At 37.5% G+C, this 26,361-nt stretch carries 24 protein-coding genes and 1 pseudogene; 10 read left to right on the forward strand and 15 right to left on the reverse strand.

All coding sequences use genetic code 11. The annotated features are described in order from the left end of the window. Positions 1-269 precede the first annotated feature (269 nt). A complete protein-coding gene (locus KTI78_RS04520; protein ID WP_005068773.1) occupies positions 270-500 on the reverse strand; it encodes a hypothetical protein in 231 nt (76 codons plus the stop codon). A 528-nt stretch (positions 501-1,028) separates the two neighbouring features. Between KTI78_RS04520 and KTI78_RS04525 the strand changes: the two genes are divergently transcribed. Beyond that, a complete protein-coding gene (locus KTI78_RS04525) occupies positions 1,029-2,186 on the forward strand; it encodes an iron-containing alcohol dehydrogenase (RefSeq protein WP_262445329.1) in 1,158 nt (385 codons plus the stop codon). After that, on the forward strand, positions 2,186-2,620 hold the full coding sequence (locus KTI78_RS04530) for an acyl-CoA thioesterase (RefSeq protein ID WP_262445330.1): 435 nt from the start codon (positions 2,186-2,188) through the stop codon (positions 2,618-2,620). Before KTI78_RS04525 ends, KTI78_RS04530 begins: the two co-directional genes overlap by 1 nt. 47 nt (positions 2,621-2,667) lie before the next feature. Here the strand turns inward: KTI78_RS04530 and KTI78_RS04535 are convergent, their stop codons facing one another. The 3 genes from KTI78_RS04535 to amvA all read right to left on the reverse strand — a co-directional run bounded on the left by KTI78_RS04535 (position 2,668) and on the right by amvA (position 8,960). Further along, positions 2,668-4,896, reverse strand: a complete 2,229-nt coding sequence (locus tag KTI78_RS04535) for a phosphocholine-specific phospholipase C (protein WP_262445331.1) — start codon at positions 4,894-4,896, stop codon at positions 2,668-2,670. Positions 4,897-5,220: 324 nt separating this feature from the next. After that, complete coding sequence (locus KTI78_RS04540) at positions 5,221-7,311, reverse strand: DNA polymerase III subunit gamma/tau (protein ID WP_262445333.1); 2,091 nt, start codon at positions 7,309-7,311, stop codon at positions 5,221-5,223. Between the two features lie 170 nt (positions 7,312-7,481). Continuing rightward, the gene (gene amvA / locus KTI78_RS04545) at positions 7,482-8,960 is read right to left on the reverse strand and encodes a multidrug efflux MFS transporter AmvA (RefSeq protein WP_262445334.1); all 1,479 of its coding nucleotides are present in this window, start codon (positions 8,958-8,960) and stop codon (positions 7,482-7,484) included. Positions 8,961-9,085: 125 nt separating this feature from the next. Here amvA and KTI78_RS04550 point away from each other — a divergent pair, with 125 nt between their 5' ends. Continuing rightward, positions 9,086-9,664, forward strand: a complete 579-nt coding sequence (locus tag KTI78_RS04550; protein ID WP_262445335.1) for a TetR family transcriptional regulator — start codon at positions 9,086-9,088, stop codon at positions 9,662-9,664. 47 nt (positions 9,665-9,711) lie between these two features. On the opposite strand, the gene KTI78_RS04555 is transcribed toward KTI78_RS04550, so the two are convergent. From KTI78_RS04555 to KTI78_RS04565, 3 genes are all read right to left on the reverse strand, one after another. Further along, positions 9,712-10,971 (reverse strand): serine hydrolase domain-containing protein, encoded by a 1,260-nt coding sequence (locus KTI78_RS04555; protein ID WP_262445336.1) that lies wholly within the window; start codon positions 10,969-10,971, stop codon positions 9,712-9,714. A gap of 71 nt (positions 10,972-11,042) precedes the next feature. Beyond that, positions 11,043-11,897: a MaoC family dehydratase gene (locus KTI78_RS04560; protein WP_262445337.1), complete on the reverse strand. Its 855-nt coding sequence runs from the start codon at positions 11,895-11,897 to the stop codon at positions 11,043-11,045. Between the two features lie 74 nt (positions 11,898-11,971). Beyond that, on the reverse strand, positions 11,972-13,363 hold the full coding sequence (locus KTI78_RS04565; protein WP_224991267.1) for a 3-oxoacyl-ACP reductase: 1,392 nt from the start codon (positions 13,361-13,363) through the stop codon (positions 11,972-11,974). 234 nt (positions 13,364-13,597) lie between these two features. On the opposite strand from KTI78_RS04565, the gene KTI78_RS04570 reads away from it, so the two are divergent. After that, on the forward strand, positions 13,598-15,166 hold the full coding sequence (locus KTI78_RS04570; RefSeq protein WP_262445338.1) for an acetyl-CoA C-acetyltransferase: 1,569 nt from the start codon (positions 13,598-13,600) through the stop codon (positions 15,164-15,166). A 64-nt stretch (positions 15,167-15,230) separates the two neighbouring features. On the opposite strand, the gene aceI is transcribed toward KTI78_RS04570, so the two are convergent. Beyond that, positions 15,231-15,665 (reverse strand): chlorhexidine efflux PACE transporter AceI, encoded by a 435-nt coding sequence (gene aceI, locus KTI78_RS04575; protein ID WP_057074615.1) that lies wholly within the window; start codon positions 15,663-15,665, stop codon positions 15,231-15,233. Positions 15,666-15,755: 90 nt separating this feature from the next. Here aceI and KTI78_RS04580 point away from each other — a divergent pair, with 90 nt between their 5' ends. The 3 genes from KTI78_RS04580 (at position 15,756) to leuE (ending at position 18,493) form a co-directional block, all read left to right on the forward strand. Then, positions 15,756-16,649 carry a LysR family transcriptional regulator gene (locus tag KTI78_RS04580; RefSeq protein ID WP_262445339.1) on the forward strand — a complete coding sequence of 298 codons (894 nt, stop codon included), beginning with the start codon at positions 15,756-15,758 and terminating at the stop codon, positions 16,647-16,649. Between the two features lie 130 nt (positions 16,650-16,779). Then, positions 16,780-17,769: a transaldolase gene (tal, locus tag KTI78_RS04585; RefSeq protein WP_016145719.1), complete on the forward strand. Its 990-nt coding sequence runs from the start codon at positions 16,780-16,782 to the stop codon at positions 17,767-17,769. 73 nt (positions 17,770-17,842) lie between these two features. After that, positions 17,843-18,493, forward strand: a complete 651-nt coding sequence (leuE, locus tag KTI78_RS04590; protein ID WP_262445340.1) for a leucine efflux protein LeuE — start codon at positions 17,843-17,845, stop codon at positions 18,491-18,493. A gap of 51 nt (positions 18,494-18,544) precedes the next feature. Here leuE and KTI78_RS04595 read toward each other — a convergent pair whose 3' ends face one another. Then, positions 18,545-19,018 carry an Lrp/AsnC family transcriptional regulator gene (locus KTI78_RS04595; RefSeq protein ID WP_016140663.1) on the reverse strand — a complete coding sequence of 158 codons (474 nt, stop codon included), beginning with the start codon at positions 19,016-19,018 and terminating at the stop codon, positions 18,545-18,547. Between the two features lie 186 nt (positions 19,019-19,204). Between KTI78_RS04595 and KTI78_RS04600 the strand changes: the two genes are divergently transcribed. After that, positions 19,205-20,380 carry a benzoate/H(+) symporter BenE family transporter gene (locus tag KTI78_RS04600; protein WP_224991270.1) on the forward strand — a complete coding sequence of 392 codons (1,176 nt, stop codon included), beginning with the start codon at positions 19,205-19,207 and terminating at the stop codon, positions 20,378-20,380. A gap of 56 nt (positions 20,381-20,436) precedes the next feature. Here KTI78_RS04600 and KTI78_RS04605 read toward each other — a convergent pair whose 3' ends face one another. The 3 genes from KTI78_RS04605 to KTI78_RS04615 all read right to left on the reverse strand — a co-directional run bounded on the left by KTI78_RS04605 (position 20,437) and on the right by KTI78_RS04615 (position 21,705). Then, the gene (locus tag KTI78_RS04605; RefSeq protein WP_016140661.1) at positions 20,437-20,880 is read right to left on the reverse strand and encodes an RDD family protein; all 444 of its coding nucleotides are present in this window, start codon (positions 20,878-20,880) and stop codon (positions 20,437-20,439) included. A 248-nt stretch (positions 20,881-21,128) separates the two neighbouring features. Next, positions 21,129-21,302: a hypothetical protein gene (locus KTI78_RS04610; protein ID WP_016140660.1), complete on the reverse strand. Its 174-nt coding sequence runs from the start codon at positions 21,300-21,302 to the stop codon at positions 21,129-21,131. Between the two features lie 175 nt (positions 21,303-21,477). Further along, positions 21,478-21,705, reverse strand: coding sequence for a hypothetical protein (locus KTI78_RS04615; RefSeq protein ID WP_224991271.1), 228 nt, complete (start codon positions 21,703-21,705; stop codon positions 21,478-21,480). A 288-nt stretch (positions 21,706-21,993) separates the two neighbouring features. Between KTI78_RS04615 and KTI78_RS04620 the strand changes: the two genes are divergently transcribed. Further along, entirely contained in the window at positions 21,994-22,437 is a 444-nt protein-coding gene (locus KTI78_RS04620) for a universal stress protein (protein ID WP_262445341.1), read from the forward strand. A gap of 261 nt (positions 22,438-22,698) precedes the next feature. Beyond that, entirely contained in the window at positions 22,699-24,285 is a 1,587-nt protein-coding gene (locus tag KTI78_RS04625) for an ATP-binding cassette domain-containing protein (protein ID WP_262445342.1), read from the forward strand. Between the two features lie 64 nt (positions 24,286-24,349). On the opposite strand, the gene KTI78_RS04630 is transcribed toward KTI78_RS04625, so the two are convergent. From KTI78_RS04630 to KTI78_RS04640, 3 genes and pseudogenes are all read right to left on the reverse strand, one after another. Further along, positions 24,350-24,775 carry a DNA breaking-rejoining protein gene (locus KTI78_RS04630; RefSeq protein WP_262445344.1) on the reverse strand — a complete coding sequence of 142 codons (426 nt, stop codon included), beginning with the start codon at positions 24,773-24,775 and terminating at the stop codon, positions 24,350-24,352. A gap of 22 nt (positions 24,776-24,797) precedes the next feature. After that, positions 24,798-24,896, reverse strand: a pseudogene (locus tag KTI78_RS04635) (hypothetical protein); the annotation flags it as partial. A 44-nt stretch (positions 24,897-24,940) separates the two neighbouring features. After that, positions 24,941-26,053 carry an OmpW/AlkL family protein gene (locus tag KTI78_RS04640; RefSeq protein ID WP_262445345.1) on the reverse strand — a complete coding sequence of 371 codons (1,113 nt, stop codon included), beginning with the start codon at positions 26,051-26,053 and terminating at the stop codon, positions 24,941-24,943. Positions 26,054-26,361: the final 308 nt, after the last annotated feature.

The raw sequence follows: 26,361 nt of genomic DNA on the forward strand, positions 1-26,361 counted from the left end.
TGTTGCATTTTGTCAAAACTCACATGGGTTGAAAAGGAAAATAATGTTTATCAATAGATTAAAAGTTGATAAATCGGTCGATAAACTATCTGATCTTTTATCCTTTCTTATGACTCAGCCATTTCGAAGAACTCGAGACACGATATAAAAAAAGCCTACTCTTTCAAGTAGGCTTTCCCCTTATGACTTTTGCGCTGATCATTAAGGTTTATTGTTGTTTAAAGCAACTCGGGGATCTTACAGAAATACTTAAGAATAAAAAAGCTTATTTACTTAACTGAATGTAAGTACTCATATGCGCCTTTTTCGTTACTCTCCAGTTTAATGACTGCATCTGTTTCATCATTTAGTGTCAGGTTAAATACTTTTTCACCATCATATGAAATTTGATGCCCCATGCGAAACTCCGAGTCAAGTGACTCAAGAATAATAAAATTTCCTTCGTTGTTCGAAGCGATATAGTAAGTATTGTTCCGATGAACATATCTAATTGTGTACATCACTATTTAAATTCCACCTCAAAAAATTATGTTTTTTCTTAATAATAAAAAGACCTTGTTTTCCCCGTCTCAATCAGAAATGGTCCTAACGAAAAAGACATCTAACCTCTAAAAAACAGGAAATACGTATTTGGTTATATTTCCAACTTTACAACTGGATAATTCCCACACACCCACTATTAATAAAAAACAAATTAATTCAAAAACTTATAACCAAAACTTTGTAAACATAAGTTTATAAAGTCAGCTCCCTCTTTTTGATTATTAATCCTGATTATTTGGCATTTTTCCCTGCTTATACTATCAAATTGATATTACAGAAATACTTAATAATAAAAAACCCCGCCATTAGTCGATAGTTAGCGGAGTTTTTTGCAATCTAAATTTGCTTTTGCTGGTTTAAATCCTGAGCTATAAAATCACCTTACGAGAATGCTTTATTTTAAAGTGTCTTATGCTAACTTATTTGGAGATTGAATCTTATAGAACCATTCAACAATAATGTTCAAAAATAAGGAAATAATGTATATGAGCCATTTTCAATTTCAAACTGTTCCAAATATCATCTCTGGCTTAGGCTCTATACAAGAATTACAGAATATATTGTCCTCAAAAACTTACCGTAAGTTATTGCTGGTCACTGATGCGGGTATGGTTAAAAATCAATTACACCGTCCCATCCTTCAAATTTTAGATACCCTCAATCTTGAATATGTCATTTATGCGGATGTGCAGGCTGACCCACCAGAACAAGTGGTTTTAGATGCAGCCAATTATGCAAAACAGCAAAATGTCGATGTCATTATTGGTTTCGGTGGTGGTAGCTCTTTGGACGTTGCAAAAGTAATTGCTTTACTCGCACACCCCAACCAAACTCAACATTTGCAAGAGATGTATGGTGTAAATCAGGTCACCACAACTCGCCTTCCGCTTATTTTAATTCCGACTACGGCTGGTACTGGCTCAGAAGTAACGCCAATCTCAATTGTGACCACTGGTGAAACGACAAAAATGGGGATTGTTTCTCCAGTACTGTATGCCGACACAGCAATTCTTGATGCCACCTTTACTCAAAACCTTCCAGCCCATATTACTGCTGCGACAGGTATTGATGCGATGGTGCATGCCATTGAGGCATATACTTCTAAGCACAAAAAAAATATATATACCGATATTTTAGCCAAACATGCACTCAAGCTACTAAATCATAACTTACCGAAAGTTCTTAAGAACGGTAATGATTTGGAAGCAAGGCAAAATATGCTGTTCGGCTCAATGCTTGCAGGTCAGGCATTTGCAAACTCGCCCGTTGCTGCGGTACATGCTTTAGCTTATCCACTGGGTGGACATTTTCATCTTTCGCATGGTCACACCAATGCCTTAGTATTGGTTGAAGTATTAAAATTTAATGCACCACATGCTAAACAATATTATGCAGAGCTTATGCAATGGTTAGATCCATATAGCAATGGCAGCACCGATGGTCTATGTGATCTGTTTATTGATCATATGCAAAACCATTTAGACCGTAGTGGTTTGACTTTAAAACTTAGAGATCTGGGTATTGATGAGTCTAGCTTACCTAGACTTGCTCAAGATGCCATGTTGCAAACCCGCTTACTACAAAATAACCCACGTGACATGACAGAAGCCGCTGCTTTGGCAATTTATCAGGCGATTCATTGATGACTAAACCCGTTTTAAAAACCCGTGATCAATTTAAGTTCTTTTTAGACATTCAAACGCGTTGGGCAGATAACGATATTTATGGTCATGTGAATAATGTGACTTACTATAGCTATTTTGATACAGCAGCCAATGCGTTACTGATTCAAAAAACAGGTTTTGATATTCATGAAGCAAAATCAATTGGGTTAGTCGTCGATTCAGCTTGTAGCTTTAATCAGGAATTGTCATTTCCAGAAATTATTCAAGTGGGTGTTGCGATTGGGAAAATCGGCACGACATCTTTACGCTATGAATTGGCAATCTTTAAACAAGGTCAAGACCAAGCGTCAGCTCAAGGACATTTTGTTCATGTGTTTGTTGATCGCGAAACGCGTAAAACTGTACCTATTTCTGAGACAGTTCGTGAGGTTTTAGAAAGTTATTTATTATAAAAAACAGGGCAAAAAGAAAATAAACTACTCTTTTTGCCTCTCTCTACTTATATCATTGCAGGATCACTAAAGGAGTCTTCACCCGTCTCAACTCGACCAGCAAAACGTCGGTAATAATACGGATCACTTTGACTGGTGATTTCAAAATCATACCAATGTCCTACGTCAGCTAACGACCAATGTTGTTTAACGACCTGTCCCGCTTTTACGGTCAGTTGTAACGGTGCATCTTGGCGGTATGCACAAGGTTTTACCGTCAATATTGCATCCTTAGTTCCTTCATTCATGAGTTCTACATACACATCACCGTTGGCAATGTCATAACACACTCGAATTTCAGGTTTAACACCACTATCGACAATACGTTGAGTATCTCCTTTAAAATGACGATGGTAGCCATTTGGACTGAGTACCCATAAGTCGTAACGACCTAAATTATCTTTTAAAGCATCCCATTCATCATCTAGAGTTTTATTCGGCTCGACAATATAACGCTTTGGAATACGGTCTAAGTTGAGCTTGTCATATACGTGGAAAACCGCTGCTTGCGTACCCGTATTAGAGAATATCAATTGTACCTTACTATCCGCTTTACAGCGCGCGCTGGTGTGCAGCTCGTAAGGTAGCGCACGTGACAGACGTATACCACTTTGCTGAATCGGTAACTTAATATCTGTCGGTATGGGAACAGCTGGCAGAGCTTCTTGGTTTTCTCTTAACTCATCTGCCTGCACACGGGTTTGTTTACCGTTCAGCTGCGGTAAAACATCTGCATTTGGTGTTTTAAAGTTAAATGCACTGGTTAAATCACCACACACTGCACGGCGATATGGACTGATATTCGGCTCTTTTACTCCAAAACGTTTTTCTAAAAACATGAGCACGGAAGTATGGTCAAAAACTTGCGAGTTAACCCAACCACCACGGCTCCATGGAGAAATCACATATAACGGGACACGCGGACCCGGACCATAAACTCGTCCATCAGGTGTAGGCTGAGAATGGCTTCCCTCAGGTGCAGCATGGTCAAAATATTCGTCCTGCATATCAGCACTGCTTAATGTTGATTTTCCAGCGTACTGACCATTTTTAAGACGAGATGGCGCTGATGGTGATGGCACATGGTCAAAGTAACCATCATTTTCATCGAAATTGATAATGAGTGCAGTTTTACTCCAGACTTCAGGCACCGCAGTTAACGCGTCAATAATTTCTTGAATAAACCATGCCCCTTGAACTGGGCTTGAAGGATCCGGATGTTCACAATAAATTGAGGGTGCATTAATCCACGAGACTTGCGGTAACTTACCCTCACGAATGTCTCGTTTAAAAGCATCAAGATATTCTTCTGGTTTATTACCCGGCAACGTATTTGCAATGCCTTTGTACAATGGGTTTTTGGCATTATCGGTCGTAGCATCATAGGCTTTATACGGTAGCTTTTGACCCGTATCGGCATATGGTTTATTCGGCTCACCACCGCTTGAAACTGGATAGCCAGAAGCAATGTTCGCCTTTCTAAACGTACGAAATGCCCCAAGCATATTATCGCCCCATTCATCTGGCATATTTTGATAACAAATCCAGCTTATGCCTGCTTCTTCTAAACGCTCGGCATAGGTCTTCCATGTATAACCACGATCTGCCGTCGCTGGGTTACCATCAATCCAGTCCCACTCATTGTTTACAAATGAACGCTTGGTCGGTGTTGCACCATTGGTACCCGTCAAATGATAAGATCGATTTGCATCTGTTCCTGTATGCATAGAACAATGGTAGGCATCACAAATCGTAAAGGCATTCGCAAGTGCAAACTGATATGGAATTTCTTTTTCTTTAAAATAGCCCATGGAGATATCAGTTTTGTGGGTTGGCCAGTTCGCCATACGCCCATTGTCCCAAGCCAACTGACTGTCATTCCATGTATGGGGCGTCCCATCTGCACGCTGTGCATTATTGGCCGTTCCATCCAAATGAAAAGGCGTTAAAACTTGTTCATTGCTTCTAAGCTGCTCCCAAACACGACGGCCACTAGGCAAAGGAATCGTAAAACGATCAGCAAAACCTCGAACACCTTTTAATGTTCCAAAGTAATGGTCAAAAGATCGGTTTTCCTGCATTAAGATAATAACGTGTTCGACATCCTGAATGGTGCCAGTTTTATTGTTTGCAGGAATTGCTAAAGCTTTTTGAATACTCGATGGGAAAGCCGCTAATGCCGCAGCACCAAAACCCATATTTAAAGAGTAATTTAAAAATTTACGGCGTGTAATCATGATCAGGTTCTTTTTATTATTTAAGTTTATGGGGCACAGCGCATTACAGGCTTTTTACCTGTATCTGGCGTATTTGAATTATCATTTGATGAGTCGTTACAACCACTCAGCAGAATCGCGCCGATTAATAAAAAATATGAATATTTAAAACAATTTATTCCAGTGCATTGCCTTTTCATCGCTATGTACAATCCATTTAAAATCTAAAATGGCTAACATAGAAAAGTACAATGACAGTGACATGACTTGAATATTTCAATCCAATGAAGAATATGAAAACTCTAAGATTTTCATATTCTCCACCAGATCAAAACTTAAATGAATTTAAGGCTTTAATTGAATATTTTGCAGTTCGCCATCAAAAGTTTCTATGAGACTCTTAATGACTGGCTGTTGCTGTAATAGCTCAGCTGCTCTGTGAAACGCCTTTTCTTTACGTGCACTTTGAATGGTGTAGGGTGTAGATGTATTTAAAGCACCATATTCAACTGTAAATTGAGTATTCGGCCATTGTCCATTTAATGCATCAATAAGCCCTTGTTGTAATTGCGTCAGCATATTTTCATATTCTTGAGGAATATGGAAAACAGTATTGCCGCCAATTTCACCGGTCATCACACCATGCTGAGCAAGTTCTTGAACCGCTGGAGAAAGCTGGCTATTTCTAAACCAATATTCCCATTTTTCAAGCGTCCACTCACCTTCCAAAACTTGAGGAGAAAGCTTCAAGATATCTTGAGGCATAAGCTGCCCGTTATCAGTTGCGCTAGAGTCTTTTACAACGGCAACTGTTTCAATAACTTCAGACTGCACTAATGACTGTTGTTCAACAACAAGTTCAGAAGGCAAATCATGAGCTATAGGCGCATCTTGACCAAGAGAAAATTCAGCGCTAGATGATTCAAACAAACCTTGAGGTTCAGCAGAGAAAGCTGGTTCAGATTCAATTTGTTTGGCTTGGGTTTCTACCTGAACTTGTATTAACTTTTGCTCTGGTACTGGAATGAAATCTTCTTCCAGAACACTAACTGTTTCTTGAACAGCTGCTGACTCAAGCCCAATCAGCTCATGATGATTTGGGTCGAATACCATTAAATCCTGATTAGACTGTGGTTCAGGTTCAGGTTCAGGTTCAGGTTCAGGTTCAGGTTCAGGTTCAGGTTCAGGTTCAGGTTCAGGTTCAACCATAGCGGGTTGACTAATAACTTCAACAGGCTGAACAGTATTTACTGGAGTAATCTCCTGAGCTGTGGGCTGAGTCTGTTGACTCAAAGCTACCACTGCTTGCCCATTTTGCTGAACTGGCTCTGACGCTACAATTTCATTAGGCGCTAAAGGACGGAATGCCAATAAGCGTAAAACGCACATTTCAAAACCTTGCTCTTGCGTTACGGCAAGCTGCAAGTCTGAACGTCCTTTACATGCGATCTGATAGTAAAGCTGCAAATCTTGAGCAGAAATCAGCTTAGACAGCTGCATGATTTTGCGATTGATTTCATCGCTATATTTCAAACTCAAATCAGGTAGATATTGTAAAATTGCCAATTCATGCAATGTCGAAATCAACTGATCCAGCACCAGTGAAACATCTAGCGCTTGATGTCTAAACTGCAGTAAAAGCTGACTGACTTTTTCACGTTGGTTCTGATGAATCGCTAAAATCAAATCATAAATAATGGTGCGATCAATCAAGCCAAGCATTTCTTTAACATCTTGGTGATGTACCGCACCCTGTCCATAAGCAATCGCTTGGTCAGTTAAAGATAATGCATCACGTAATGAACCTTGAGCAGATTCGGCAATTTGCCAAATTGCATCTTGGTCAGCAGTAATCTGTTCTTTTTCAAGAATAGCCCCGAGATGCTTAGTAATTTCATCTACAGCTAAAGGTCGTAAGGTAAATTGCAGACAACGTGAAATAACAGTAATTGGCAGCTTTTGCGGGTCTGTAGTTGCAAACAAAAACTTAACGTGTTCTGGTGGTTCTTCTAGTGTTTTTAATAACGCATTAAAAGAATGCGTTGATAGCATATGTACTTCGTCAATCAAGTAAACTTTAAAACGACCTTGCGTTGGCGCATAAGGAACGTTGTCTAAAAGTTCACGCGTATCTTCTACTTTAGTTCTTGAAGCAGCATCGATTTCGATCAGATCAATAAAGCGGCCTTCATTTACCGCTTTACACGTTGCGCAAACTTCACATGGCGTAGAAGTCACACCTGTTTCACAGTTCAAGCACTTAGCTAAAATACGTGCAATTGTAGTTTTACCTACACCACGCGTTCCTGTAAATAAATAAGCATGGTGAAGTCGACCGCGTTCCAATGCACTGCTTAATGCACGAGAAACGTGGTTTTGCCCCACTAACTCATTGAAATTACGTGGACGGTATTTTCTAGCAAGTACTTGATACATGTATGCTCCTTGTTACAGGCATAAGCATACTTTGTTTTTAAAAGAGAGTGAACGCATAAAGCTCATATCCGTACAGATAAACTGCGAACTACACCATTTGTCTGAACTATCAATGAATTTTAAAGTTTCGGAAAAACTGTCTACCGAAACTTTAAATACTACGAAATATTCTAATTTACTTTCTTTGGAAAACTAAACCAGACAAATACAGTTAAAAGGAAGAAGCAAATGGCTGAGATGGTAAGCACCCAACTATGTGCATAGCTAAAAGCTTGCTGTGCAACTGCAATTAATTGTCCACCCAAAGGGTTTTCAAGATTAGATGCTAATTGCATGGTTTCACCAATAGAAATACTCGCTTTTTCAATTAAGTCTGACGGAAGCTCGGCTGGCAGAACAATTGAACGACTGTAGAACCAAGACAACATTAAACCAAAAATAGCGACACCTAAACCAGCGCCAAGTTCATAGGCCATCCCTTCAATAGCACCTGCTGCACTCGCTTTTTGAGGCGGTACAGATGACATAATGGCAGCGGTGGAAGCCAGTAAGGCAATTTCAATGCTAAAGCCTAAAAAGACCATACACGTCCATGCTAAAAAGTGATCGGTCGAGAAATTAAGCTGAGCAAGCCCCCATAGACTAAATCCACTTATTAAAATACCAACAGTAGATACAAGTCTAAGTCCCCATTTATTTAAACAGATTCCTGCGAGTGGACCACCTAAACTGATTGCAATCATGAATGGGATAATAAACATCGCTGCCTGTAAGGGCGAAAATCCATGTACAAACTGCAACTCTTGAGACAAGAGTAATTCGAACCCAACCAAAGCAATCATCGAAACAACAGCCATGACAATGCTGGTAGAAATCACTGGATGTTTAAATAACTCCAGATCAATCATTGGCGTCGTACTTCTTTTTTGGCTTCGAATGAAGTGAATTAATGTGCTTATACCCACTACGAACATCACAACCGTAAGTACCGAGAAGTTATACATAGCCGATTTGATTGAATAGATAAGACTTAAAATTGCTACAACCAAGATTAAAGCTTGCTCTAAGTTAATAGGCTGATCGGTTTTCTCTTGTTGTTTAGGAATGATCATCACGATCATGAGCAAAACCACTAAAATAATTGGAATGTTAATGAGGAACACGGCTCCCCAATGAAAATGTTCTAGTACAAAACCACCTACCAATGGACCGAAAGCTGCCCCTCCACCACCTACTGTAGACCAAAGCCCAAGTGCAAAATTTCTCTGCTTTTCTTCGGTAAAAGCATTACGAATACCAGATAAAGTGGCAGGAATAAGCATCGCTGCCCCTAACCCCAAAACAGCACGGGAAGCAATTAGGGCGTAGGCAGTTGGAGAAAAGGCAGCAGCTAGCGAACCAACACCAAAAACTGCGGTTCCAATAAATAATAATTTTTTAAAGCCAATACGATCACCGAGTGCACCCATTGGCAAAATCAACCCTGCCATAATCAGTGAATAAATATCAATGATCCATAAAAGCTGATTGGCAGTTAAATTCAATGCTGCACTTAAAGATGGTGTTGCAACATGCATCACTGTTGCGTCAATCGTAACTGGTAAATATATAAGGACAATAATTGTCAGGATTAACCATTTCTTTTGCATAATGCTCTTCGATATCCAAAACTTGGACATGTGTTCAAATTATGGTTATTATATACACAACTGGATACTTGTCCAACTTTTAATTTTAATGTAGTTTGTGTCGAATTCAGTCAGGTGAAATAAACATGGCCTATCTTAATCGCGATCAACGCAGAGAAATGATTCTGCAAGCCGCCATGCACGTTGCTTTGGCTGAAGGTTTTGCAGCCATGACGGTACGTCGAATCGCAACAGAAGCACAAACATCCACAGGACAAGTTCATCATCATTTTTCTTCGGCATCTCATTTAAAAGCTGAAGCGTTTTTAAAGCTGATGGAACAGCTTGATGAAATTGAACAAACCTTAAAAACAACTAGCCAATTTCAAAGGGTCTTCATTTTATTGGGTGCAGAAAACATCGATAGACTTCAGCCCTACCTACGCCTATGGAATGAAGCTGAACTCTTAATTGAACAAGATATTGAAATACGAAAGGCTTATAACCTTGCTATGCAGAGTTGGCATGAAACGATTGTGCAGGCCATTGAATGTGGCAAACAACAAGGTGAATTTAAAAACATATCCAACTCAACAGACATTGCATGGCGACTCATTGCCTTTGTCTGCGGATTAGAAGGTATTTATCAACTTGGATTACAAGGTTTAGCTGAAGAAGACTTCAAGCGCCATACCGAAGCGATTATTCGCCTAGAATTATTATAAATATTGAGCTGGCATTGCTTAAAAATACCAGCTTTAAAATATTAAAATTAGAACCAGCCTTTACGGCCTTTTAAAATTTGGTCGGTACACCGTAAGGCTTCTTGAGTCAGTCCCCATAAACGGTAATCACCGGTGATTGAACCAATCTGGAAGTTGTGAGTATAGGCAAAGCTAAGATCACGCTCAGGATCGCACCACGCCCCTGAACCATTGTAACCAATATGTCCAAAGCCATTTTTAGCGCGTTTACCCATGGTAATAATACGGTGATAGCCTAAACGCCAATTCATCGGAATTGGCATGACACGATCACGTGCATAACTTTGAATAGCACTAAGCTCTTTAAATACTTCTGGGCGAATCAATTGCTGCCCATCCCATTCGCCTTGATTTGCCAGCATCGCATAAATTTTAGCAAGACTATTTGCAGTAAACGTGCCGTTCGCCGCTGGAATAACAGCTTGTAATCCTTCATCACTAAAGAAACTAAAATGCTTCATTCCTTTTGGAATCATAGCATCCTGAAAATCTTGCGGGTCTTGTCCAGTCCACGTAATCATTTTTTCAGAAAGTGAACTTTTACGGGGCTGAGGCTTTTTAGGTTTTTCAGCTTGAGTAGACGCTGGTTTTTCTGGTTTCGGTTGAATTATTAAACGTGCTACACGATCTAACTCGCTTACAGGGGTTCCAAAGTAAGCACCATCTAACTGCAAAGGTTCAACCAGATATTTTTGCATGAGCTGATCTAGAGATTGACCAGTTGCTTTTTCGAGTACACCACCCACTAGCCAACCAAATGTTAAAGCTTGGTAGGCATTACCCGCTCCCGCAAGGAATCTAGGCTTAGTCGCCGCAACCACATCTAACATATGTGACCAGTCAAGCATTTCTCTCGCACTTTCGATAATATTTCGAACATCAAACATGCCGCTTTGATGGCTTAGCACATGGCGCAATGTCATTTGCTCTTTTCCATTTTGAGCAAACTCAGGCCAATAGGTCGCAATCGGTTTGTCGTATTCTAAAAAACCTTCACTTACTAAAATATGCGCTAAAGTTGCAAGTACACCTTTACCTGTAGAGTAGCAAACTGCCAAGGTATCGGGTTGCCAAGCTTCATTTTGTGATTGAAGACCGGTGTAGATATCTACAACTTTTTGGCCTCTAAAATAAACCGCTAAAGCAGCTCCACCTTGTCCTGTTCTAGCATCTTGAAGACGGCTGAACTGGTGAGCTAAATCAATAAAACGTTCATCTAAAATACCGTGATAGTTATGGGTATCGGCCAGTAAAATTTCTTTAATCACATGAAGTTCCTTGCATTTTTTGTTATTTTGCTTAAAAGCAGCCCAAACATTTGCTTAGGCTGCTGATATTTTTATAATGCTTTTACTGTTCCTGCAACATGCGGTTTTTGTGATTTCGCATTACGAATCAAGAAATCAGTCTTTTTGTCTGCATTGGCAGTTAAAAACTCAACTTTTGATGGCAAGAACATTGGCAGCTTAAACCACACATCTGCTTCATAAGCATTTGGTAATTCAAGATTCGCTAAAGCTTTTGCTTTGCTCCACATACCATGAGCAATTGCTTGTTTAAAACCAAATGCTTTTGCTGTGATGGCATGGATATGAATTAAGTTAAAATCACCAGACACTTTTGCGTAACGGCGGCCAGTGTTTTCTAAAATATCCCACTGGGCTTTTGGAGCATAAGAAGGTGCTTGTTCTTCTTTAGCTTTCTCACCCACTCTTTTCTCGACTTTTTGGCGAGATAAATAAGTGGTTAAGCCCTCCATCACCACTTCATTACCAACTTTTGCTGTGGTAATAAAGTCAAACTGAACACCTTTATCATGCGGTTTTAGCTCCCCAAATTTGCATGACAAAGTTAGTTTTTCAGTTACACCAATTGGTTTAGTCTGTTTAATCTGGTTGCGGATATGCACTAAACCTAAAATTGGAAATGGAAAGGCTTCTGCCGTCATCATATGCATTTGCAAACTTTGAGAAAGCACAGCCAAATAAATTGCTGGTACAAAGCCATTATTTTTAAAACCACATACTTCGTTATACGCTTTGAGATGATTCTGATCAATTTCTAGAGCATCAACCACATATTCAACTTGCGGTAAGATTTTTGGGCCTTTAGGCTTTTTAAAAATTAAACCTTGTACTACTTTTGGGTAAGCCAATGCCGCTTTTGGTAGCTGGCTAAAATGACGAGTATTCATACCTAACCTTTTATAATTTATAGATTCTTGAATAAAAAAGGGATGCACAAGCACCCCTATTTCGCTAAAAGTGCTTAAGCGCCCAACAAGCTTTGACCACACACACGTACAACGTTGCCATTTACGCCTGTAGAAGCAGTTGATGCAAACCATGCAATCGTTTCTGCTACATCAACAGGTAAACCACCTTGTTGCATCGAGTTCATACGGCGGCCAGCTTCACGAATTGCAAATGGAATCGCAGCTGTCATTTGTGTCTCAATAAACCCAGGAGCTACTGCGTTGATGGTAATACCATTTTTTAGAATAGGTGCAGTAAATTTCACTAGGCCAATTACACCTGCTTTTGATGCAGCATAGTTGGTTTGACCAAGGTTACCAGCAATACCACTGATTGATGATACACAAACAATGCGGCCATTTGCATTTAGACCATCATTTTCTAGCAAGTAGTCATTTACGCGTTCAGCAGCAGACAAGTTAATGTTAATTACCAAGTCCCAAAGCTCTGGCTTCATGTTTGCCAAAGTTTTGTCACGAGTAATACCCGCGTTATGAACGATAATATCTAAACCACCTTGTTTTGCAGCAGCAGCTTTAATTTTTTCGCCCGCATCAGCAGCTGTAATGTCAATTGCCAATGTAGAGCCACCAATATCAGCAGCTACACGGTCAAGATCAGCTTGTTGCTGTGGTACATCTAAACAAATAACATGCGCGCCGTCACGTGCCAATACATGTGCAATTGCTTCACCGATACCACGGCTCGCACCTGTTACCAACGCAGTTTTACCAGCAAGCGGTTTTGCCCAATCAACATCAACTACATCTGCTTTAGAAACACGAATTACTTGACCAGACACATAAGCTGAACGTGGAGAAAGTAAGAAACGTAAAGTTGATTCAAGGTTTGCAGCAGCGCCTTCATCTACATAGACAACTTGAGCAGTAATACCCTTTTTAAATTCTTTACCTACAGATTTGATAAAGCCTTCAAGTGCACGCTGAGCAATCGCCTGTTTTACAGTTTTTGCAGTTTCAGGTGTTGTACCAATAACAATCACACGACCTGAAGTCGCAACTTGACGTGCAATCGGGTTAAAGAATTTATAAAGTTCATTTAACTGTTCTGAGTTTTGGATACCAGACGCATCGAATACCACTGCTTTGAATTTTGATTCTTTATCGCCTGCATTAAATGGGCGTAAATTTAAACCAACTTTTGCAGCTTCTTGCTGTAATGCAACATGATTACCTACATAGCTATCTGCATGAATATTGCTAAGTACTTGTGCAATCGCACCAGACAATACACTTGACGGCGCTGCGCCAACCAATACTGCACCATTCACTACTGGCTGAGCACTTTCAAAACGCTCTAATACAACAGGTGATGGTAAACCCAGATTTTTGACAACGAATTTACCAATAGGAGATTGTGTAAATGCTTGGTATTGATCAGTCATGATTATTATCTCTCAAAAAAATGATTTTCTACGACAGGCTTCATTATGTTATGAAATGGAGAGGAACAATATGAAAGCGGCCGTTCATTAGAGTCATCCCAAATCATACTTGAGTTCATCTTTTGATGTCTTGACCTGAATGCTATCTACAATGTCATTCGAGTCAATACAGGTCTATTTGAATTGTGTTAAGGTAGCTTATAAGAATATCGTTAATATGCTTGGAAAAGCCTTATGAGCAAACCAACTCAAGAAAATCCAGCAGTCGAAAATTCTGCTCAGGAAAAAGTGTCAAATACATCAAAGCCGGCTTCTAACACAGCTAAGCGTAACAGTACTACTCCTAAAGCAGCAACTAATACTCCAAAAACGACACGTACTCGTTCAACGACTGCACCTGCACGTAGCCCTCGTACTAAGAGCGCCGCTACAGCAACTACTTCTACATCTTCAAATGTAGCTGCAGAACCAAAAGCAACAAAAACCAAAACTTCTGTTCAACAGGATAAAACCATGAGCCAAAACACTGTTCGCCGCGTTGCAATTATTGGTGGCAACCGTATTCCATTTGCACGTTCAAATACTGCTTATTTTAAAGCGTCTAATTCTGACATGCTGACAGCAGCATTAAACGGTTTGGTTGAGCGCTTTAATTTACAAGGTAAGCGTATTGGTGAAGTTGTTGCGGGTGCTGTTTTAAAACATAGCCGTGACTTCAACATGACTCGTGAAGTTGTATTGAGCACAGATCTTGCTCCTGAAACTCCTGCTTATGACATTCAAATTGCTTGTGGTACAGGTTTACAAGCAGCTTTTGTTGTTGCAAACAAAATTGCACTTGGTCAAATTGACGTAGGTATTGCTGGTGGTGTAGACACCACGTCTGATGCACCAATTGCTGTAGGTGATGGTTTACGTAAAGTTTTACTTGAACTCAATGTTGCTAAAACTGGTAAAGACCGTCTTAAAGCTTTAACAAAAATTGATTTTAAAAAGCTTCTTGATGCACCAAGTAATGGTGAACCACGTACTGGCCTTTCAATGGGTGAGCACCAAGCAATCACTGCTTTAGAATGGGGTATCACTCGCGAAGCACAAGATGAGTTAGCTGCTAGCAGCCATCAAAAACTTGCTGCTGCTTATGAGCGTGGTTTCTTTGATGACTTAATGACTCCATTCTTAGGTCTTAACCGTGACAATAATTTACGTGCAGACAGCACAGTTGAAAAGCTAGCTAAATTAAAACCAGTTTTCGGTAAAGGCGAAACTGCAACAATGACAGCTGGTAACTCAACTCCGTTAACTGACGGTGCTTCTGTTGTCTTGCTTGCTTCTGAAGAATGGGCAAAAGAAAACGGTCATGAAGTTTTAGCTTACCTTTCTTTCTCTGAAACAGCAGCTGTTGACTTCATTGGCAAGAACGGTCCTAAAGAAGGCTTATTGATGGCTCCTGCTTATGCAGTACCTCGTATGCTTAAACGTGCGAATCTTAAACTTCAAGATTTTGATTTCTACGAAATCCATGAAGCATTCGCATCTCAAGTGTTATCTACTTTGAAAGCTTGGGAAGATGAAAAATTCTGTAAAGAACGTCTTGGTTTAGATGCACCTTTGGGTTCAATCGATCGCTCTAAACTAAACGTAAATGGTTCATCTTTAGGTGCAGGCCATCCATTTGCTGCAACTGGTGGTCGTATCTTAGCTACTGCTGCTAAATTGATTAATCAAAAAGGTTCAGGCCGCGCATTAATCTCAATCTGTACAGCAGGTGGTGAAGGTGTGGTTGCGATTGTAGAAAAATAATTTCTATAATGAACTAACAAAATAAGCACCCTTCTGGGTGCTTATTTCATTTCAATAGATTAGCTTAATGAAGTGATGCAGCTTTAGCATCGGGGAAAAATTTATCTTCGATATGGTCATAACACCACTGGAAAATAAAGGTATAAACCAAAATACATAAGGTTAAGCCAATATCTAAAATAAATGCATCAATAACACTCATCTGCATCATATAGGCGATCATCGGTACAGTCGCAATCAGCAAACCGCCTTCAAAACCAATCGCATGTAAAATCCGTACAGGGATCGTTCTTTCCCAATTATATTTATGCTCTACTTTTTCGAAATAATGGTTAAAAATCATATTCCAGAAAACTGAAACCACTGCCATAAACACACCGAGTGTTCCGGTCACTTCCATCGGCATATTAAAAATAAAACTTAATGCAATCGCAATGATGACCAATAAAATTCCTTCATAACTGATTGCATGAATGAGTCTTCTCTTGGAAATCAACATTTTTAAATACTCAATAATTACTTGGATAATGTGCATTTTATTTTTATAATATTGATTAATCCAATCAGGTTCTTTCAGTTTTTTTGACAGATGAATATTAATCAAGAACAACTACTCATGTTTCAAGCTGTGATTGAAACTGGCTCTTTTTCTGCAGCAGCCCGTAAACTTGGCAAAGTTCCTTCGGCTGTAAGCATGTCTATTGCCAACTTAGAAATTGATCTGAACTTAACATTATTTGACCGTAAAGGCCGTGAACCCGTCCCTACTGACGAAGCACGAGTTTTATATGAAAAGACATCTCAGCTTTTGATTGAGATGAATCAATGGAAACAACATGCTCATGCATTAAGTACAGGGTTAGAAGCTAATTTAACTATAGTGATTGTGTCCGAACTTTTACATACCAATTGGACAGACTATATTTGTCTCTTAGAGAGTCGCTTTCCAGACTTACAAATTAATATTGTGTCTGCCCCTCAAGAAGATGCGCTCCAAATGCTATTGGACGGGTCTGCCCAACTTGCACTGATGTTTGAACGCGAGAACTTAGATAATAGAGAACAATTTGTAGAGCTCAAACGTGAGGCTCTAATTCCGGTTATTTCAAATAACCATCCTCTAGCCAACCAAAATCAGGTTTCTTATGAGCAGATCCTCACTACACGACAAATTGTAGTCGCAAGTCGTGATGAGACTTTAAAGCCTGAATTACTTTTTTCAAAACATTATTGGCGTACAGACAACCACCACTCTGCTTGTTTAATGATTTTACGTAATCTAGGTTGGGGTGTTCTTCCTCAAGAAATGTTTAAAGAAAACCCTGAATTAAAAAATAAACTTAAAATATTGGATTTATTAGATTTCACTCCACGGTTTGAATATTATGTCGACTTGGTTTGGAGCCGGGAAAGTGAACTTGGTGCCGCTGCTAGATATCTGATTGAGTATATCCGTACGCAAAGAATACAACAGGTGCCTTAAAATTATTTCAATTTAGATGCAGAACCTAAACGTTTTTCTTTGAAAGATAACAATTGATATATCGACAGCATGAATAGACTTTGTGCTATAAAGAAAACATAAGATTTATTACTGAAGATGTTGAATATCAATGACTCATACAGCACTTGACCAATTAAAAACATTAACGACCGTTGTTGCCGACAGTAGTGACCTTGATGCAATTCGTAAATTCCGTCCATTAGACGCGACGACTAATCCTTCATTGATTACGGCAGCAGCAGAACAACCAGAAAGTAAAGAGCTCATTGAAGATGCTTATTATCAAGCCAAAGAAGAAGGCTATAGCAATGATGAGTTAATCGAAAGAACCATTGATATCTTAACCGTAAAATTTGGTGTAGAAATTTTAAAACTGATCGAAGGCCGAGTTTCAACAGAAGTGGATGCGGCACTTTCATATGACACTGAAGCAACTATTCAAAAAGCACATGAATTATGTGAACTTTACAAAGGTTATGGGATTGATCAGTCACGCATTCTGATTAAAATTGCTTCGACTTGGGAGGGTATTCAAGCTGCTAAAGTATTAGAAGCTGAAGGTATTGCTTGTAACCTCACCCTCCTTTTCGGTTTACATCAAGCTCAAGCATGTGCAGATGCAAAAGTAACTTTAATTTCGCCATTTGTAGGTCGTATCTTAGATTGGTACAAAAAAGCTGAAGGTGTAGATGCTTACCCAATCGAAAAAGACCCAGGTGTCGTTTCAGTGAAGAAAATCTATACCTATTACAAACAGCAAAACATTCCAACTCAAGTGATGGGTGCAAGCTTCCGTAGCATCGACCAAGTACTTGGTCTTGCTGGATGTGATTTACTTACGATCTCACCAAGTTTACTTACCCAACTTGAGCAAGATACACGTACAGTTGATGCGGCACTTGATGCCTCTCAAGCAAAACAAGCAGAAGCGATTGTTCGACCAGCGCAAGATGAACAAAGCTTTAAAGATGAACTTAACCATGACTTAATGGCATTCCAGCTTTTACAAGGTGGTGTTGATGGCTTTATCAAAGCACGTGACCAATTAAGCCTTTTGTTACGTCAGTCTTTTGGAATTGATGCGGAAATAAAATCTTAAAAAACTGCACTTTTCATACAAAATCACCGATTTTTGTTATCATAACAAAAATCGGTTTTTTATTGGGTTTCTCGTGTTCGGCATAACAGACTTAACAACATATATTATTGGTACATTCCTAATTGTGTTATTGCCCGGACCCAATTCTCTTTATGTGATGTCAATTGCTTCACGTTACGGCATTAAAACCGGATATATGGGTGCATTCGGTATTTTCACCGGTGACCTTATTTTAATGCTGTGTACAGTGCTTGGTGCTGCTTCTTTACTTAAAGCCTTTCCATGGGTATTTGTTATTCTTAAATTAACAGGTGCACTTTATCTTTCTTACTTAGGCTTTAAACTATTACAAGGCAGTATTCAACGCTGGAAACAACGTAAACAACGTAAACCAGAAATGGCCGATTTACCCGCTTTAGATAAAATTCATCCTTATAAAACAGCACTTAGTATCAGTTTACTCAATCCTAAAGCAATTTTATTTTTCCTCTCTTTCTTTGTTCAATTTGTTGAACCAGACTACGCTTATCCTGCTCTGAGCTTTTTAATTTTAGCGATTATTTTACAGATCATTAGTTTTAGTTATTTAACTGCATTAATCTTCTCTGGCATCAAACTCTCGGCATTTTTTAAAGAGAACCATAAAATTGCGGCGAGCGGAATCTTTCTTGTAGGAATTCTATTTTTTGGGTTTGGTTTAAAATTAGCAACTTCAACGATTTAATTATTTTACTCTATCAGTTTTTGTATTAGAAAGTTAAAGCATGATGAGCCATTAAAATGCCAGCATGCCATCAGTTTTAACTTCATTTAGCACAAAAAATGTTCTGACTTGTCTTACACCGGGTAAAGCAATAATCTTTTCGCTATGAAATCGATTAAACGCAGCTAAATCTTTAACACGGATTTTGAGAAAATAATCGACTTCCCCAGCTACCAGATAACATTCTAAAACATTTTCCAAATCACCCGATGCTTGTTCAAAAGCCTGAAAGCTATCAGGAGTTGAACGATCCAAAACTACACCGACTAACACCACAGTACCACGTTGAACGGTATTGGGATTGATCCGAGCACGAACATCCAAGATGGCCCCAATCTTAAAAAGGCGCTGAGTATGATTCCAACAAGATGATGTACTAATGCCTACAAGTTTTGCCAACTCAGCATTACTTAAACGTCCATTTTCTTGTAAAGCACGCATAATTTTCAGTTCAAGGGGTGTCAAATTTTCAGCTTGCTCTTCCATAAAATAATATCCCAAATTAATTATTAGTTCCGAAATAAATAATAGCATTATTCAATATTTTAAAAATATTATTTCTTTTTTATGCTCAAAATAGAAAGCACCTTCTTAAAAAAAATTGTTAAATTCACCCCAACTGGAAGCAATGGCAGAAGCCTATAAACTTTTCTTGGATTTAGAACACGTATTATGCAAAAGATTCTTCAAGATTTTTCAATTCCGGCAGTATTTGCTGGCTTTATTACTTTTTTAATCGGTATTAGTGTTTCGGCCGTTTTAGTCATTCAAGCGGCTCAAATTTTAGGTGCTTCACCTGAACAGATTACCTCTTGGTTTTGGGCATTAGGTCTAGGAATTGGCTTATCGGGACTCATTCTTTCTTGGAAATTTAAATATCCCGTAGCGACTTCATGGTCAACCGCTGGTCTTGCTTTAATTATGGCGACAGGCAGTGGATATAGTTTAAATGAAGCGATTGGTGCTTTTTTAGTGGGTGGTTTACTCACTGCTATTTTGGGCTTTTCAGGTATTTTTCAAAAAGCTTTGTCATATATTCCTCAAAGCTTAACCAGTGCCATGCTTGCTGGGGTCTTACTCAAATTTGGTATCTCACTTTTCGCAAGTTTACAAAATGATTGGGCATTTATTTTGTCCTTACTTAGCATTTATGTCATTACAAAAAGATTGTGGCCGCGTTACAGCATTGTATTTACCGCAATTGCAGGGATTGCCCTCTGCCCCGTTTTTTTAGAATTTCATATGCCTACACTTCAGTGGTCTTTAGCAAAACCTGTTTGGATTAGCCCGGACTTTAGTTGGTCGGCACTGTTGGGCTTAGCTTTACCACTGTTTGTGATTAATATGGCCTCGCAATATTTACCGGGAATTGCCATGATCAAAAGTTATGGCTATAAACCACACGTTAACCAACTCATTGGCTGGACAGGTTTAACTCAAGCTTTGCTTGCCCCTTTTGGTTGTTACACCGTAAATATTGCTGCCATTAGTGCTGCGGTAAGCTTAGACGATCAAGTTCATCCTGATCCCAACAAACGCTATATTGCGGGCATGAGCTGCGGATTTTTCTACATCTTAATGGGCTTGTTTGCTGCAACACTCACAAGTTTATTGATGTCATTTCCTCACATTTTTATTGTAGCTTTGGCAGGCATTGCTTTACTTGGTACGATTAGCCACAACGTTGCAATTGCCTTTGCTCAAGTTGAAGAACGTGAAGCTGCATTATTTACCTTTTTATGTAGTGCTTCGGGTATTCAATTTTTCGGTATTGGTTCAGCATTTTGGGGATTAATTGTCGGTATCCTTGTATTTGTAATACTTAAATTTAAAACCAAAAGAAACTAATAAAAAGCGTTCATAGCGTGCTATTTTCAATGCTATGAACGCCTTTGCCATAATTCTTATAGCTCTCTGACTACGACTGTTTTTGCCATTTTGTCATGCCAGCCTTGTTTTTTAGAATCAAATGCAACCCAGAAAAGGCCAATGCCAAACACTAAAATTGATGGAATATAGCCAATGTAGCGAATAATACTTTGCATAACAGTGAGCTTATTGCCTGTTTTTTCATCTAAAACTTTTAATCGCATTAAACGTTTGCCAGGTGTTCCCGCAAAATACAACCAACATAAAACTGAATACAAGAAAGGAAATGCATAGTTCACAATAAGATCGAACAAATAATTTTGTGGCTGACTACTTAAGCCAGTAGCAAAAACCAAGTCATAATCTCCCCGATAAAAAATCCATGCCGCTGGAATAATTGCTAAAAAAAGAATCAGACTATCAATAATCATTGCACCAAATCTTAACCAGAACCCTGCATACTCATACTTATAAGACATGCTCACCTCACTTTGTTATTGTTTAATAGATCAAAACGTTCTTACAATTTTACTTTTATCCTAAAGGAAACTTTTTTAGTTTTAAATACTTAAATAACTTTAATATTTTCTACTTTTATATTTTATTGTAATTATTTTGATCAAAATAAATCTTAATTTAATATTTTTAAAACTGACACTTTTTATGTCAGTTATAGTGAAATACTTTTTCTAGTCGATGAAAATTAAATTAAAGATAAATATTATATTTATTCCCAAAATAAAATATCTATTTTAAACTCATTTTTTAATAGTAATGCTGCAAATAATACACCTAACCCAATGACAATTAAAAAAACACTTAAACTGAATAGTCCACAAATAATAGCTATAGCACCTAATATAGCTAATATATAGAATATAATTACGCTGAATGTTGGCATTTCAATTTATTCCACTACTTAAAATAAAAGCAATTTATTTTATCGAGTTTATAAACGATTGCTGTTTTCAAATGTTGATTACACTATTAATTTGTATCATCATACAATAATCACGTTATTAAACTTAATTAGTGTTACTTTATTTTAATAACCAGTGATGCAGTTCACATAATTTTTAACGAATTTCAAAGTAATGTTTTTCAGTTACAAGTTTAATTTTTAAATTTTTATATAAACGTTCTTTTGAATCTTCGAGTGAAGGAACAACTTTTTCTGCAAATTTATCTTCCGTCATGAGTCTGGCATAAGTTTTGTAGCCAATGATTAATTTTTGGGGTTCTTTACCTGTTTGACGAAACTCTTCAATGAGTTTATTTACTTTCTTTGCTGTTAAATCTGCCATCTTCCTTTCTCCCCCTAAATTTACTATTTTGTTATACGGGTTCTATGTGACAGAAATATGAATAGTAATTTTTTGTAATTTTCATGTAAATATTAAAGATTTACTTCTCTAGTGTGGTCACCCATTTACAGTGAAGCAGAAAATTAATTCAAAATAATTATTTATATTGTTTTTGTTTAATTTCAATTACTTTCAATTGAATAGATGTCTCCAAAGAATGAAATATGTTAATCTTTAATTAATAAAAGCTTCATACATATAATAACTGTAAATAAGAGGAATAACATCATGAATTATCAACATATTATTGTACCAGTAGATGGTTCTGAAATTTCTTTAGCAGCAGCTAGACAGGCAGCCCACATTGCAAAGGCATTTGGTAGTAAATTGACCGCCATTAGTTTGGTTGCGGTAGACCCTTTTAGTGGCGTAGATTTTTATTACATCTCACCTGTTGTAAAAGATTATTTTGTTGAAGCACGTGCCAATGCAGAAAAGACTCTCGTTAAAGTAAAAGCTTTATGTGCAGAAGAAGGTATTGATGCAGAGACTCAAATTATCCAAGGTGAAATTTCTTCAGATGGTATTTTGAAAGCTGTAGAAGACTTAGGTTCTGATTTGATTGTGATCGGTTCACATGGTCGTAAAGGCTTCCAAAAACTAATATTAGGTAGTTTTGCTCAAGATGTTTTAAATAGCACTAAAATTCAAGTTTTAGTCGTAAAAGAGTAAAACTCTAGAAAGACAACAGCCCAATCTAATGATTGGGCTTTTTAACAGAATAACTTCGAGAAATTTTACACTTACCTAAAACCTCTATAGAATAGTTCATTCTTCCCCCAAATTTCGTGAGTCACGCCAATGAAGTAAGTCTTTTTTCTCATCAATTTTTTCTTTCTTTGATGTGCAAAATAGACTATTTTTGTGATTTACCGTCTCTCTTAAAAATTATTATTATCCTATTTTGTACATCCTGTATTTATGAGGTTCTTTATGACTCAGCAGGCATGTGTAATATCGCAACTTACCTTAGAATTCCCTTCAAAGGTAATGTTTAAGCATCTAAATTTTAGTCTTGAATCAAATCAGGTATCTGCACTAATTGGTCGTAATGGCCAAGGTAAATCTTTGCTTATGCAAATGTTAAATGAGACGCTTGCAGCAGATTCAATTTTTATTTCTGGCCAAATATCTTGGCATGTGAAGCATGCATATTTACCTCAATTACATCGTTTGACGGCGCTGACCATTGCCGAAGCATTAAATATCTTAGATATTTATCAGGCTTTTAAAAGAGTCGAACAAGGTGATGCTAGCTTTGAAGATTATGATTTATTGGAAGGTAAATGGGACTTACCCACCTTATGGAATACCCTATTAGAAAATGCTGGTTTACCAACAGATTTAGATTTTCCAGTTAAAAATTTAAGTGAAGGTCAAAAAACCAAGTTAGCTTTAAGCTGTTTATTTCTAAAAACAGATCACTATCTATTACTTGATGAGCCTAGCAATCATCTAGATCAGGAATCTAGGCAATGGTTAATTAATCATTTGAAAAAACACCCAGCAGGTGGACTGATTATTAGCCATGATCGGACATTATTAAATGAAGTAGACCATATTTATCATTTAAATGAACATGGACTACATCACACCACAGGAAACTATGAAAAATTTTATGAGCAATATCAGTTAAATATTGCTGCTCTGGAGCAATCCATTCAACAAAACCAACGTGAAGTTAAACACATGAAGCAAAAGCAGCATGATGTATTAATGAAAGCTCAAAAACGTGAGCGTGCTGGTAATAAATTAAGAGAATCAAATTCTCAAGCCAAAATTTTGCTCGACTTTAAAAAGGAACAAGCAGGCCAAAGTATCGCCGCTCTACAGTCTCAACATCAACGACAAATTTCGAACAGTCAAAATGAATTAAAAGACAAGAAAATGCTTCTTGAAACCGTCAAACCTCAACAGTTTGTATTCCCAACTTTTCAGAAGAAATCAGGTGAAATTCTTCGTATTAAAAAACTTAAACTGAAACATGGAACTCAAAGGCCCATTGATCTCGCTGTACAAGCTGCTCAAAAAATTCACATAACTGGACAAAATGGCATTGGAAAGTCAACTTTGCTTAAAGCAATTTATGAACAAAACAAACAGCCATCTGACAGCATCCACTTATCTGTAGGGTGTTTCTATCTCGACCAGAACTTTAGTTTTTTATGTGATGAAATGACGGTGATTAACAATCTAACTCAACTGAATAATGAACTTTCAGAGGTTGAGTGGCGGAATTTATTAGGTCAACTCCGAATCCGCGGTGATAAAGGTACACAACTACTGTCTCAGCTAAGTGGTGGTGAAAAACTAAAAGTAGCTTTATTGGCCCTTAGTCAGATAAAACCTACACCTGAACTCCTGTTATTAGATGAACCCGAAAATCACTTAGATATTGAATCTAGGGAGTTACTCGCTCATGCAATTCAGAGTTATGAAGGCGCCGTATTACTCATTTCACACGACCCATTGTTTGTAGAAAATTGCGGTATAACTGAGTCATTTATATTAGCCGAATAGTTTTTTCAGACTATTGTGCAAATTTACTAGTTCTCATTTGAGAGCTAGTAAATTTTATCAATTCTTATTTTACTTTATTTAAAAGTTCAAGGTCTAAATTATATTTCACAGTTTTATTTTTACGGGCACTATTACGCATTTGATAAACTTGAATAATATAATCACCATCGGCTGGTAAAATTAGCTCTCCTTTAAAACCTACTGTTGAGCCAATCAATAATGCTGTATCTTTACCAGGCTTTGTTCCGGGTGCAAAAATATTAACGTAGGCTAAATTACCAAGGCTATTAATATCAAATTTTAATATTTGACCTTTTTTTGCATAAATTCTATACCGCACATCATCATAGCCCTGAAATTTTCCAGTTAAATTAGTATGGGGTGAACCTTGTAAAAAATTAACTTTTTGCTCAATATTTTTTGCATAAATAGTAAATGAAATCATTGAGATTAATGTTGTTAAGAATAAAGTTTTAATGATTTTTTTCAATTTCCAACCCTCAAAAATATTTTTAAATTATTATATTAAAAATAGTTTTATAGAATTTTACTTTATGTATGATTTTAATAAGTAATAGTTGTTTTTTATAAATAGTAACAAATAAGGTATCTCAAAAATTTAATATTATTAATTTTGAGATACCTTTTTTAAAACTTAGAATCTATACCCTACCCCTAAATAGGTAATCAGCGGATCAATATCCACTTTTGTTGTTGCATGTATTAAGCGAGTGCCCGTATTTTGATTAACTACATCAATTTGTGCTTTGTTGTTTAGTTTTGCATAAGATACTGAAGCAACCGTATACCATGACTCATTAAAATCATAGGTAAAACCAGCAGTAAAAATAGGGGCTATTGCATCATCTGTATCGACATTAACCACCATTTTTCCGCTCGACTCTTTTCGATCTAAAGCCGCTCCAGCTTTACCATCTAAGACATTTTGAATCATATGACCTGCGGAGACTAAATCAGAGTGAATTCCATCATTAAGTTTAATATCATTAAAATGAGCATACATTAAGCCCGCACCAATATAAGGTCTAAACTTATTTACTCCGCTTCTACCAAATTGATATTGCGCTTCTATCGTTGGTGTCCATGCTCGAATAGATGCGGCTTTAGATTTATTTCCCAAGTTAGTAATTGGAATCGCTTGACCTAGAGTAAAACCATCAGGGAAAAGATATTGAACTAGCCCGTTAGGAGACATGGCGACTCCACTTAATGGTGCTAAGATTTCACCTTTGCCTTTTACATCAACTTTAGGTGGAATTCCGCCAATAAATTGTAAAGACACATTATCATTTAGATAATAGTTAAATGTTAAGCCCAATGTGTCTACATCATCAACTTCTAATCCCGCATCTTGCTGCTGCCAGCTTTCCAATCCCTCAATTCGGGCTGTACCAGCAACATCAGCTAGAATATTCCCTTTACCGTCTGTAAGTTGATCTTGGATTTCGGGTTGAGCTAAAAACTCAGTCAGGGATTCTTTTAAATTCCAAACCTGTCCTCCCATATCAGTCATAGTAGCATTGGGATCAATTGAGTTTAAAAAGCTTGTGGTTGAGATAGTACCGACTTTGGCTACGGACCCATTTTTAACAGCAGTATTAATATTAAACGGGTTAGCTTTACCTTGTGGCATTACATGTAACCATCCAGCAGATACAGAGAATCTTTTAAATCCTTCCGCATAACTCATGCTTGTGATTACAGATAATGAGCTCACTATTGCTATTTTTATTACTCTTTTTTTCATTTTTATTCCATCCTAGAAATATATTGCTGATTTTGCAATATATGTATGGAATATAGCCAAGTTGCCTTTTTTATCAATCAGTATATTTACTAAACAAAATTAATTTAGATAACTCTATCAATTTATAGTAATAATCATTTGAAATAGTTATCTAATTTTTCTGACGAATGGTACAAATAAAGTTAAAAACAATTTAACGTTTGGTAAAATAATAAAAATAAGGCTTATATGAGTTAGCTATCATAATTGAATTACTTAGACTAAAATCTAAATAGATATTTAAATTTCTTTTATGGATATTTCGACAA

This window comes from Acinetobacter sp. WU_MDCI_Abxe161 (assembly GCF_025514355.1).
Classification (GTDB): Bacteria; Pseudomonadota; Gammaproteobacteria; order Pseudomonadales; family Moraxellaceae; genus Acinetobacter; species Acinetobacter pittii_E.